Origin of the sequence: Flavobacterium alkalisoli, assembly GCF_008000935.1 — a bacterium.
In the GTDB taxonomy this organism is placed as follows: Bacteria; Bacteroidota; Bacteroidia; order Flavobacteriales; family Flavobacteriaceae; genus Flavobacterium; species Flavobacterium alkalisoli.
Map to the genome: position 1 here is coordinate 3,826,533 of NZ_CP042831.1, position 12,425 is coordinate 3,838,957.

Annotated in this window: 12 protein-coding genes; 4 read left to right on the forward strand and 8 right to left on the reverse strand. The window is 33.2% G+C overall.

Features of this window, described 5'->3' with window-relative positions; translation table 11 throughout:
• The first annotated feature begins 1 nt into the window (after nt 1).
• Both FUA48_RS17460 and FUA48_RS17465 read left to right on the forward strand, forming a co-directional pair.
• Nucleotides 2–733, forward strand: a complete 732-nt coding sequence (locus FUA48_RS17460; protein WP_147584782.1) for a glycosyltransferase — start codon at nt 2–4, stop codon at nt 731–733.
• Nucleotides 723–2,021, forward strand: a complete 1,299-nt coding sequence (locus FUA48_RS17465; RefSeq protein ID WP_147584783.1) for a glycosyltransferase family 39 protein — start codon at nt 723–725, stop codon at nt 2,019–2,021. The genes FUA48_RS17460 and FUA48_RS17465 overlap by 11 nt, the downstream gene beginning before the upstream one ends.
• Before the next feature lie 3 nt (nt 2,022–2,024).
• Here the strand turns inward: FUA48_RS17465 and FUA48_RS17470 are convergent, their stop codons facing one another.
• The gene (locus FUA48_RS17470; protein WP_147584784.1) at nt 2,025–2,840 is read right to left on the reverse strand and encodes a 2OG-Fe(II) oxygenase; all 816 of its coding nucleotides are present in this window, start codon (nt 2,838–2,840) and stop codon (nt 2,025–2,027) included.
• An 83-nt stretch (nt 2,841–2,923) separates the two neighbouring features.
• Here FUA48_RS17470 and FUA48_RS17475 point away from each other — a divergent pair, with 83 nt between their 5' ends.
• Nucleotides 2,924–3,823, forward strand: a complete 900-nt coding sequence (locus FUA48_RS17475) for a glycosyltransferase family 2 protein (protein ID WP_147584785.1) — start codon at nt 2,924–2,926, stop codon at nt 3,821–3,823.
• Here FUA48_RS17475 and FUA48_RS17480 read toward each other — a convergent pair.
• Genes FUA48_RS17480 through FUA48_RS17490 form a run of 3 tightly spaced genes read right to left on the reverse strand, consistent with a single transcriptional unit; the run spans nt 3,800 to nt 6,062 of the window.
• Nucleotides 3,800–4,891 (reverse strand): glycosyltransferase family 4 protein, encoded by a 1,092-nt coding sequence (locus tag FUA48_RS17480; protein WP_147584786.1) that lies wholly within the window; start codon nt 4,889–4,891, stop codon nt 3,800–3,802. The two genes, FUA48_RS17475 and FUA48_RS17480, sit on opposite strands and share 24 nt — an antisense overlap.
• Nucleotides 4,888–5,301 carry a sugar 3,4-ketoisomerase gene (locus FUA48_RS17485; RefSeq protein WP_147584787.1) on the reverse strand — a complete coding sequence of 138 codons (414 nt, stop codon included), beginning with the start codon at nt 5,299–5,301 and terminating at the stop codon, nt 4,888–4,890. The genes FUA48_RS17480 and FUA48_RS17485 overlap by 4 nt, the downstream gene beginning before the upstream one ends.
• A complete protein-coding gene (locus FUA48_RS17490) occupies nt 5,298–6,062 on the reverse strand; it encodes a glycosyltransferase family 2 protein (RefSeq protein ID WP_147584788.1) in 765 nt (254 codons plus the stop codon). The genes FUA48_RS17485 and FUA48_RS17490 overlap by 4 nt, the downstream gene beginning before the upstream one ends.
• Nucleotides 6,063–6,154: 92 nt before the next feature.
• Here FUA48_RS17490 and FUA48_RS17495 point away from each other — a divergent pair, with 92 nt between their 5' ends.
• The gene (locus FUA48_RS17495; RefSeq protein WP_147584789.1) at nt 6,155–7,291 is read left to right on the forward strand and encodes a glycosyltransferase; all 1,137 of its coding nucleotides are present in this window, start codon (nt 6,155–6,157) and stop codon (nt 7,289–7,291) included.
• Nucleotides 7,292–7,327: 36 nt separating this feature from the next.
• Here FUA48_RS17495 and FUA48_RS17500 read toward each other — a convergent pair whose 3' ends face one another.
• From FUA48_RS17500 to FUA48_RS17515, 4 genes are all read right to left on the reverse strand, one after another.
• Nucleotides 7,328–9,004: a T9SS type A sorting domain-containing protein gene (locus tag FUA48_RS17500; RefSeq protein ID WP_147584790.1), complete on the reverse strand. Its 1,677-nt coding sequence runs from the start codon at nt 9,002–9,004 to the stop codon at nt 7,328–7,330.
• A 28-nt stretch (nt 9,005–9,032) separates the two neighbouring features.
• Entirely contained in the window at nt 9,033–9,995 is a 963-nt protein-coding gene (locus FUA48_RS17505; RefSeq protein ID WP_147584791.1) for a hypothetical protein, read from the reverse strand.
• 195 nt (nt 9,996–10,190) lie between these two features.
• Nucleotides 10,191–11,465 carry an O-antigen translocase gene (locus FUA48_RS17510; protein ID WP_147584792.1) on the reverse strand — a complete coding sequence of 425 codons (1,275 nt, stop codon included), beginning with the start codon at nt 11,463–11,465 and terminating at the stop codon, nt 10,191–10,193.
• A 19-nt stretch (nt 11,466–11,484) separates the two neighbouring features.
• Nucleotides 11,485–12,423, reverse strand: a complete 939-nt coding sequence (locus FUA48_RS17515; protein WP_147584793.1) for a FemAB family protein — start codon at nt 12,421–12,423, stop codon at nt 11,485–11,487.
• Nucleotides 12,424–12,425 lie beyond the last annotated feature (2 nt).

Consider the following 12,425-nt stretch of genomic DNA (forward strand, 5'->3'; position numbering starts at 1 on the left):
TATGGACAAAAAGCTGTTGCTTATTATTCCGTTTTACAACGAAGCATCCAGAATTGAGCGAGATACTTTTACTCAGGCTTTTACAAGTCATGCCAACTGCGACTTTTTATTGGTTAACGATGGTAGTTCTGACAATACAGCTTTAATCCTTAATAAACTTAGCGACAAATTTCCTAATGCAACTGCCTTAGACCTTAAAAAGAACGGCGGAAAAGCAGAAGCTATCAGGCAGGCTGTATTATACAGCAAAGACAAAAGCTACACTCATATAGGGTATCTTGATGCCGATTTAGCCACTCCTTTTGATGAGTTTTTCAGGATATGGGAGTTTGCCTGTAAAAACCCTAATTACACCTTTGTAATGGGCAGCAGGATAAAAAAACTGGGCAGCGATATAACCCGCTACTCTTACAGGCATTATTCCGGAAGGATATTTGCAACCATTGCCAGCAAACTGATACTTAAAGCCCCAGTATATGATACCCAGTGTGGTGCAAAAATTATAACCCATGATCTGGCAGCAACATTATTTGAAAAACCATTTATAACCAAGTGGGTTTTTGATTTGGAGCTACTTTTACGCTACAGGGAAATTGAAAAAAATTACCTTCACAAGATATTTGAATACGGCCTTAGCATATGGATAGAAAAAGGAGACAGCAAAATAACCTTTAAAGATTTATTAGGCTTCCCTTATCAGCTTGTAAAAATACACTTTGCCTATGGTAAGTAATATAATAAATACCCTCACTAAAAGGCCTATTGCCACTATTATCGCTTTTTGCTTTATCAGCAGGCTGATTATTGTATTGCTTTATCAAAACATCACTATTTTTCCTGATTCGTCAGGTTATACAGAACTGGCAGAACGTTTAGCCGATTTTAATCTGGAAGGCTATCTGGGAACGCGCAGCCCCGGATATCCTATACTTCTTGCCCTTACAGGAAATTCACTAATTATTGCTGTAGTCGTTCAGTTTGTCTTAGGAACCATAAATGCCATTTATCAGTATAAAACTTTACAGCTACTAAACTTTACAACTAAGGCATCATTAATTTCAATACTGATATTTAACAGCTTGCTTCATGTAATTTTTTATGAAACCAATATCCTGACAGAAAGCTTTACACTATTTTTTGTTACGCTGATATTTTATTTTATTACAAAAGGATTATATACAGAACATAAACTAAAAAACAGCATCATATTAAGCCTGCTTATAGGCTTTCTTATACTTATAAAACCGTTCTATATATTTCTGCCGTTTTTAATTTACGGATTTTATACCCTGAAGAATTTCAGTGTTTCAAAAATCATCAATATTCGCCTTATCCTGTTTATATTTCCCCTCCTTTCTTTTTTAGGATGGTCTTATGTAAATAAGGTTAATACAGGTTATTTTGTTTCAACTACCTATTGGGGAATTAACATAGCGCAAAACTGTGTTTATTTTGCCGAAAAGTGCCCTGAAGAATATAAAGAGATAGGAGATACTTATGCCGACTACAGAGAAAAAATTATTGCTGCAGATAAAGATGTAGCCATGACCATTTGGTTTGCAAGGCCGGAACTTATGGGCATGACCAAATTATCTTACCTGCCCGACTTTTCTGCCAAACTAAGCGAATACAGTAAAGCCACAATAAAGAAAAACCCTATTGACTATTCTAAGCAGGTGTTTGTATCATGGAGAGATTTTTGGAATACTGCCATTTACTGGAATTACAAAAGCTTTAAAGTAGCACATGCTAATCAGGCTCTTTACCTTTTATGGCTGACACAAAGTTTTTTACTCTATTTAATCAAACTAATTTTTGTATTGCTTATACCCTACCATATAGTGCAGTTTTTTCGCAAAAAAGAAATCAATCCTGCAATTATTATTACAACAGTAATTTTTGCTGCCTCAATATTACAGGCTATGGCTACTTATGGCACTAATTCAAGATTTAGCTACCCTTTTGAGTTTTTAATGATTATTGTTGTACTGCTTACTTTTGGAAAAAAGCTAAAAACTTAATAATTACTTCTTTTTGTATACATGAGGGTTTTCTCTTACCCCTTTTTTAAACATTTTACGAAGACCCATCCTTAAAAAGGTATCTAAACGTAATACCACATCAGTAATTTTATTCTCTGGTCTTCCTCTGAAAGAGGTAACATGAAATGAATCGGTTTGTTTTAAAGGTTCACCGGAAAAATAATAGTTTGAAACACAACACCTGAATCCATCATAATTTACCGGGGATACCGAATGTAAAGAATGGCTATGTGTCGCCATTACAGCAAGTCTGTTAAACTTACTATGCACGGTAATTTGCCTGGCTTTTAATCCGTTTGGCCAAAGCTCAAGATTTCCACCATATTGCTCTTCCCAATTGGGAGTTACATAGTATAAAAGATTTAAAACCCTCCATAATGCCCTGTCCTTATCGTGAGAATTATCAAGATGCGGATTTAAAAACTGCTTATGCCCCATCATAGAAATACCACCCGCATAAAGATTATCATCTGGCAAAATATCTTTCAACCCACATATTTCTCCTACAAGCCTAACAATTTTTCTATCCTGAAAAGCATAAATAATCTCCTCCAGAACCGGATTATATTTATCCATTTGTGCAGCAACATACTTATCTTCCCTTATACTTTTTTTAAGCACCATTTCCTCAGACTTAGGAAATGCTTTATAAATTTCCAGTGCCAATTCTTCCGGTAAAAGGTTATCCAGATAAAAATGACCTATACCTGCGGCAGTTTTATTATATTGCTCAGTAAGCTCCTGTTTCTTTTGAAGGATTGAATTGTATATAAGCTCAGAGTAAGAGTGTCTGTCCATATGTAAAGATTTTCTCCAAATATAAACATTAGCTGATAGAATGTATACTACTTAGTTTATTACATTTGCAAAAACTGTTTTAAATGCTGTCTGTTTTAATTCCTGTATATAATTATAACGTATTTCCTCTTGTAGAAAATTTACTAAAACAATGTTTAAGTGAAAATATTGTTTTTGAAATTATAGCTTTAGATGATGCTTCAAAAAATGAGGGTACGATAAAGGCTAATCAGGAAATAAACAATCTAGACAACTGTAGCTACGAGGTGCTTCAAGAAAACTTAGGACGAAGCGGAATAAGAAACTTACTGGCTAAAAGGGCGCAATATAACTGGCTGCTATTTTTAGATGCCGATACTATGCCCGTAAACAACACCTTAATTTCTAAATACATTCCACACTTAAACGATGAGGAAAAAGTTATTTACGGAGGTATTATATATCAGGAAAAGCAACCTGAAAAACAGGAATTGTTGCGATGGGTATATGGCAACAGTCGTGAAGCTCTATCGGTTAAAAAAAGAATGTCAGACCCTTATCTTAGCATGCTTACCCTAAACTTTGCCATAAAAAAGTCGGTTTTTAAGAAAGTTACATTTAATGAGACGATACCAAATTTAAGGTATGAGGATATCCTTTTTTCATATGATCTTTCATTAAATAAAATTACAATGGAGCATATTGCTAATCCGGTTTATCATTTGGGTCTGGATACAAGCTATATATGCCTTATAAAAGCTGAAGATTCCATAAAAGGCCTAAAATATTTACTTGATCACCAACTTTTAGACGCAAACTACATGAGGCTGTCTAAAACATATGTCAATTTAAAAAAGTTTGGCCTTACCGGTTTACTAAGTTTATTTTTCAGGGCAAATAAATCATTTATGCAAAAAAATCTGCTTGGAGGAAAACCTTCTCTTTTTGTTTTTGATTTGTATAGATTAGGGTATTTAACGTTACTTCAAAAGAGAGGTAAATAAATCATTCCATTTTTGCATAATCTCAGGCAAAAAAAATCTTTGAGAAGAGTTGTATGCATTTTTCCCCATTTCCTCACGCATTTCCTCATGCTCTATCAACTGTAAAACAGCATTTGCAAAAGCCTTCTCATCACCATCATCAATCAAATAGCCATTATAACCATTAATTATAATACCAGAAGGGCCGGTTGGACAGTTATAAGCTATACAAGGCACTCCTACGCCCATAGCTTCTATAAGAACCATTCCGAAACCTTCATATCGCGAAGTCATTAAGTATAAAGAAGCCTCATGATAAGCTTTAAGTATATTTTTTGTGGCATCAAAAAATTTTACATTCTCATTTATCCCAATACTATTTGCTAATTCTTCCAGATTTATATCAATATTTTTATCTCCATAAATATGCAGTTGCCAATCAGGATGTTTATCCAAGACTTTTTTCCATATTTCAAACATCCTGTCATAACCTTTTTCATACACATGCCTACCAACGGCAACTACTGTTTTATTTTCCAGTCGGCTTAAACTTTCATTAGTAAACCATAACGGATTTGGTATAACTACAATATTCTTCAGATTCCATTCCTCTTTTTCGCTAGGTGTTAGTACTACAAACCTATCAAACGCAGATGAACAAAAAGAGATAAAAGAGAAAATAATTTTATCTCTCACAAATTTAAACAAACCATCCCCTTTACTTAATATCCTCTTTGCAACATGAAGTTCATATATCAAAGGATAATCTTTCTTCATTATAAAAGGGAGAAGAAAGCTCTTTAATCCATTATCACACATTATGATAATATCTGGATTAATATCTTTTATCTTATTTTTTAAAAGTTTTGAATACGATTTAAAGTAAGCAAGACCCTTTGCAGGACTTATTTGATGAAAATTTATTGACGGATTGAATTCATGAATGACCTCTTCTCCAGGCTCTGCATTAGATATGAGTATATCAATCTTATAATCACTATGCTCAATAAGGTAATCTGTCTTAACAGCCAGTACCTTCTGCATTCCCCCGGCACCACTCACCTTTGTAGTTATATAGAGTAACCTCATTTCTTAAATTCAAGAAATTCATTAAAATCTCTTATATAGTCTTCTTCAAGATATACATCTGATGCCAGCACCAAACAAACTGCACCGGAAGAGAAGTTTTTAAGCTCTCTCCAAATACCCGTAGGTATTAACAGCCCTTTATGAGGTAAGTTAAGGGCTACAGTTGTTTCGTCTTTTCCATCATGCAATACCACATCAAAACTGCCACTGAGTGCTATTAAAAACTGCTGAAGATTTTTATGAGCATGCCCTCCTCTTTCTGCACCACCAGGAACGTCATATAAATAATAAACCCTTTTAAATTCAAAAGGAAGAATATCTTTTTCAATTACTGAAAGGTTACCCCTCCTATCCTCAATTCTGGGTAATGAAATTATCTGTAAATCGTTAATTGTTATATTGTTCTTCATATTCTGTTCAGGTCTTTTTTCCCTTTCGCAGCAGCTCTCCACGCTGTTTTTATATCTCCAAATTTAATTTTTCCCTGTTTCAAGTCAAAAAATATCTTAACAAATAACCACATAAAATAATTCTTATGAAATATTTTATAGATAAAAGCGCCCTGTACATAGTACTTTTCAGAAACTGATATTTTTAAATTAGTATGCTCTTTAGGATGTTGCAATAAAACCTCAGGTTCCATTATAATCTTAAAGCCTCTGTTTAGCAAGCCAAAAATAAAAACACCTTCCTCTCCCATTGTAAACTGAGCACCTAATCCAAATCTTTCATCAAATTTTATTTCATCATGTATAACAGTTTTATTTAACACCATTTCTACCGACATTATACTTAAAAGCTGTAATGTATCAGGATTTATTAATCTTGCTTTGGGATATTTTTTAAACAAAGTTCCCTCGGGATTTACAACCCTAAAACCAGCAATTGCAGTATCGGGATTTTCATTAAACACTCTGAGTATTTTTTCCTGAAAATCATCCTTATATTGTATATCGTCATCAGCTATAACACATAGCTCCCCTTTTGCATTTTGCAGGGCCATGTTACGGCTTTTACTTAATCCTTTTTCAAAAGAATTAATTACCCTAACGCTTGGATAATCCGACTGAAGCAAATTATTCTGTGTTGTCTGATTTATAACCAATATTGAATAATCAGAGAAATGAGAAACAAACATTGGTTTTAAGAAGTCAAGTGAACTACGGTTCATAGTAGAAACCAAAATTTCGATATCCGATTTTTTAAAACCTTCCTGCAATTGTTTATATATTTACACAAATATAAAAATTTCCCTACTCACTAATGAAAATACTTTTACTTGGCGAATATAGCAGGCTTCACAATTCCTTAAAGGAAGGTTTAACCGCTTTAGGCCATAAAGTAATTATAGTAGGAACAGGAGACAACTTTAAAAAGTTTGATACTGACTATTCAATATACCCAAAGCTTTTTAACGATTATTGGTTTTTAAGAAAATTTAAAAATCTTATTTACAAACTAACCGGATATAATTTAGAGGAGACTGAAAAAGGATATCGGTTTAATAAACTATTACCTAAACTAAGAGGTTTTGACCATATACAGTTAATTAATTCTGACGCTGTTGAATCTCAGCCTAAGCATGCTTTAAAGCTTTACAAAAAGCTTTTAAACCAAAACAGGCAAATGAGTCTGCTAATTTGTGGAGACGATACACCTATTATAAAGTATTGCCTTAGCGGAAACCTTAAATACTCTATACTTACCCCATATCTTGAAAAAAGAGCTCCTGAAAGTGATTTTACATACTCTCTTAAATACCTTAGACCTGCATATAAAAAGCTTTTTGAATGGGTAAAAAACAATTCCGCTTGCCTTGTAACTTCCGATTTGGATTATGAGGTACCCATGAAGGCAATGGGATATAAAACTAACTTTATACCAAACCCTATAAATACGGATACCATAACGTATAACCAGCCGGATATAACGGATAAGATTGTCATCTTTTTAGGTATTAACCGATTGAGCTATGTAAAAAAAGGAATTAACTTTTTTGAAGAATCCCTAACCATAATACAGGAAAAATACAGAGACAAAGTAGAGATTATAATTACCGAGAACGTACCCTATAACGAATACATAAAACTGTATGACAGGGCACATATATTACTGGATCAAACCTATGGTTATGACCAAGGGTATAATGCCTTAGAAGCTATGGCAAAAGGAAAGGTAGTTTTTACCGGTGCAGAGGCCGAGTTTTCCCAACAATATAATCTTACAGAGAGAGTAGCCATAAATGCGTTACCCGATACAAAGGCAATTGTTAACGAACTATCTTACCTTATTGAAAATCCAAATGAAATAAAAGCGATAAGCCTAAGAGCCAGAGCTTTTATAGAGAAAGAGCATAACTATATTAAAATTGCAGAAAAGTACCTCAAGGCTTGGAAATAAAAAAAGCCCCGCAAAGCGGGGCTTTTAATAATTTGTTTAATTTTTCATTAATTTCTCTGTAAAGATTTCTCCTTTTTGAGTTTCTACAGTTACAATATATATACCTTGCCTGTAGTTTGAGATATCTAAATCAAACGAACTTTGAAGAGGACTACCATTATACATTGTTACCCCTTCAATAGAAGTAACTGTTAGCCTTGTAATTACTCCATTATCCAGCTTAATTGTAGAAACACTGTTACTAGGATTAGGATACATTACAAAACTTTTAAGATATTCATTATCACTTAAATCGTCATCATCATACATTTTTGATGTCAGTTTAGCTGGTTTTAAAGATATCAATTCACATTCTTCAATTTTGACAACAACAACACTACCAGCTCTTAAATGTGTATTAGCTTTTAAATAAACTGCATTGCCTGCTTTAAAAGTAATATTCTTTCCAGAACTTACAGAGTAATTATTATTTGTAGTTATTGTATTATCAACTTCATAAGAATAGCTTGCATTCGTTTCAATAGTTGATAGTGTAATATCATCTATACATGATGGTACAAATAAAGTAGAAGGTTGTAACTGTGGAAAAGCATCTATAGTTTCTCCATTCAGATAAACATAATTAGTTTGTACCGATGAATTTTGAAAAGAATTAGGATTCTGTACTTTATGAATATAGGATGTATTCCCTCCAACTAAAACATTTCCATGTTTGTCTTTTTGCAAGAAAGATCCCGAAGCCTGTAAAGAGGGGTTTGCATATTGATATAAAACCCTTGGAGCAGTTGAAAGTGAGGTAAGGTCTTTTACAATAATAGTACCAACTGATGATATTACATACATTTTTGAATTATCGGGAGACAACTCAAACCCATTTTCGCTATAAGAGCCTAGTGAGATTTGCTGATAATTAGATAGCATTCCTGTCGATTTATTAAAATCAAAACTATTAACATAATTCCCTGTTGATGAGGTATAAAGTTTTGTAATGCTTGGATTAGAGTAATCAGGCGCTATTCTCATCATATTGTTATCTCCTTGATAAACAGTTGGAGCATACGATGCTACAGGAACAGAACTTACTCCGCTTTGAGTAACTGAAAAACTAAATATTTTCCCTTCAAATTCAACAATAACCCAATAGCCGGTTCCCGCAGCATTTTCAGAATAAGCTATTGCTCTTTGATTACCATCATTGTCAATTTCTACACCATTGTTATCCCTTAACATTTTTGCTTTTGTATTATCATATGAACCAACTTGACTATTAAAGTCAATCGCTTCTCCTAAAGGATTATTGGTAAAATCTACAATTGAATACATATAAAAACTATGAACCGGACAACAAAGAATTTGCTCAGAATATCCCCAAAAAACATAAAATTTATTTATGTTTCCCGGATAAGGAAGAATTATGCTACTTTTACCCATTGGCAGGCCTCCTCCTTGATAAAGTACAGTTTCTATAAGATCATGATTTCTATCCCTTAATTCATTATTTCCTTCATTAAAATAAAATAACAAATTACCATTAGCATCACTTATTGTTGCTCCTCCATTATATTCCGGATTCCCTTGTCCAATTGTATTTATCTGAACAGGATCTGTAGAAAAATCAAAATCTAACGAACCCATTTGCCAATGATTATTAGGATCTTGCGCAAAGCCTAATAAACTAAGCAAAATGCATATATATAAACATACGTTTTTCATAATATTAGTTTTAATAAATTAAACGTAGTTATTTCTTTTCATCAATCAGAGTATTTACTAAAGCCTTTAATTCTTTAAGCTCTTCTTTAAGTTGCTGATTTTCTTTATTCTGTTGAATTAAATAAAGAGTTAGTTCTTCTATTTTTTCCTGTTGTATTTTGGTCATCTCACCAAGCTCAATACCTTTAGCCTCTACTTCTTTTGCTGATGGAACATTTGGCAAATGTCCGTTTTCTGCAATAAATGCCTCAACCTGTTCAAGTGATTTTAGGTCATAATCATTTTCAAAAACATAATCTGCCCAGGTATTATAAACTTTTACCTCATGTGCCCTAACTTTACCGGAAACAGATAACTTATAAACATCACTACCATCTATGTAAGAAGAAGTACCAATGCAAACATATGAGTTAGGTTTTGCCATTCTCATAACAAAATTTTGTACACCGTCATCTGTAACAGCAAAATGTTCTGTTTGTGTTTTATCAAACAATATAAATTGTGAATTACCTCCTAATTCAGCTCTAAAACGAAGTCTACTCCAATCTTCACGGTCATTTACACCAAACCAAACAACAGGTTTAGGATCCATATTTGAAGAAGGCATATCTAATAAATATAATGTTCTCATGCCACTGGGTGCATCAACCAAAGTACCTGCAGCAAAAGCTAATGATGCTTGTACCCTTTCAGTATTAGTAGCAAAGTTAGAACCATTTGGCGCAGACTTTGTAAAGTAACCTGCAGTAGCCTTAACATTTCCATTAATATCTAGTTTTTCTGTAGGAGAAGTTGAATTGATCCCTACATTACCTGATGAATTAATATATAATCCAGAAGTAAGAAGACTAGGCCTAAAATGTAAAGAATAAGTACCTAAAGTAACTGTTCTAGAACTTGTAAGACTACTACTACCATTGTAAATTGTAGTTTGTGCTTTTGCAGTTACTGCAAACAGGAAAAGTACACCTGTAATTAAAATTTTTTTCATGATTAGTGTGGTTTAAATTAGAACACTAAACTATGAAATAGATTTATTCAAAACTCTTCAAAAAAGAGATAATTAAAATTTAAATAGCTGTATTTTAAATAATTAAAACTTTTTTTTTAGTATGTGCCTTTAAAAAAGAAAAAGTGGACTATTAATAAATAAATATTTTTAAAAGTTAAAATATTGTTAAAGTGATTAGGCGAATATTTTCTTCCTAAAAACCACTAATAAAAGTCCTAAATATAAAGCATAGGTAAAGGCATGAGCCATAACAGCACCTTCTGCTCCATACTGTTTTATAAAATATGTTGCAGATAAATACAGCGTTACAAATGAAAAAATCTCAGTTGCTATAAATGCCTTTGTCATTTTCTTGGCAAAAAACTCATACCCTAAAATAATAGAACATGCTTTTAAAAAGTCGCCCGCTAACTGCCATTTAAAAAGTGGGCCAACAGGTAAAAACTCGTCACTTAAGAGAGTTGTAATAATTACATACTTAAAAACAAAAACCAGAAACAGTCCTATACCAAAAAGTGGCATTACCGTTTTATAGTAACTATAAAATACAGTTTTGGTTTCTTTATTGGTTATCGCCGTACTTAACTTTGGTAAAAAATAGACCGTTAGTAAAGTGGAAATAAACATAAGATAATAGGATGAAAAACGGTTAACCGCTTCCCAATACCCCCCCTGTATCTCCCCATACAAATCAATTATAAGATTTCTTATGTACAAAGTAACCAAAGAACCCGTAACTACAGTAACCAGAGTCATTAAACTGTAATAAAACAGATTTTTAAGTATCGTAACCTTAAAAAAAGGTTTTCTGATAAATGTTGAAAGAGATATTTCTCCCCTTAACATAATAAAGGAAAAAATAAAAAGTAATGCCGGGCTAAGTGCTACAGCTATTAACGCTCCGTTTAGCTGATGGTAAATAATAAGAACGGCCGAAAGTAATACCCCAAAAACATTTCCTGAAATATTAACCTTTATTACTTTTTTATAATTACCTAAACCGTTTAATATAGAAATTAAAAAGATATTCCCTGCATACCAGGGCATAGCAAAAGCTATCATTTTAAAAATCCATTTATAAGCTGCATCCTTAAAAAACACTTCGCTAAAATAACCGGCACCAAAAAAAACACCGATACTTAGTACTGCTACTACTCCTAACAAAACAAAAAAAACAGTACTTAAAATCTCTTTAAGCTTTGTTTCCTCTTTCTGATGTTCGGCTACATATTTAACAATACCGTTTTGAAAGCCAAGTGTAGAAACTGAATCGGTTATGGAAAGTACGTTTCTTAAATTACCAATAAGTGCGAGTCCTGCAGGGCCAAGAAATTGCGCAATGATTTTTGAAATTATTATGCCTCCCGCCAACCTTATCCCCACACTAAGGGAGTTAAGGGAAAAAACCTTAAGAACAGGATTGCCTTTTATCTTATTGATTAACTTCAAATTCCAAATAATTTTAGAGCTATTCAGTTATTGTTACCTCATAAAAATCCTGGATATATACATTACAGCCCAGCTCCTCTTTCTGCTTAAGTAATCCGGCATTATATCCGTCTGCTTCTGTAACAGTACCCATATCAAAAAAACGTTTGGTATTACTAAACTTTTCAATAAGGGTTATAAAAAGGTAGTCCAACGCCCTTAACTCTTCGCCCCTACCTGTAGTAGCACCATATTGCGATTTAACAACTGTTCCCGAATCAAAAAGGGTTATTCCTGATACTATTTCGTCATTATAATAAACATTATACTGAAATATGTTTTCAGGAAAACGGCTTTGCAATAGCTCTATTTCTTCAAGAGTGTGTACTGGCTTTGCATTATGCCTAGCTGCAAGTCTGGGAACAAGAACGTTTTGCCAAAAATCTTTAAAATTATTATCCTGCCTTATTTCCATTCCCAAACTGCTTACCCGCCTGTAATGTTTCATTTTACTTTTGGAAATTGTAAGCGGAAGCGAATAATCAATCGCCAGGTTCATATCCCTGCGGATAATATTAGCGCCTTTACTGAAAAGGGCATAATCAGCTTCAAAAGCAGGATATTTATGGTATATGGGCAATATTTGTTTTATGATACCTTTTTTAAATCCTTTTTCTGAAAGGAATTGAAAGGCGGCATTAACAACCTGCTCTGTTTTTTCTCCCAGGCTTTTATTCTCTAACAGAAACCCTCCGTATGTAAGCCCCTGATGGGAATATATAATATCATCTTTACTGTTAGCCGGAAAAAGCGCTACCACTTTATCATTTTCAAACACAAGTAATGAGTAATCAATAAAACGGTCGCTGTGATACTCCATAAAATCACGATGAAACAAAAACGTACCGTTTTTAGAACGGCTCACGAAATCATTCCATTGTGTGTAATAATCAACCGTATATTTCTCAACTCTGTACATGC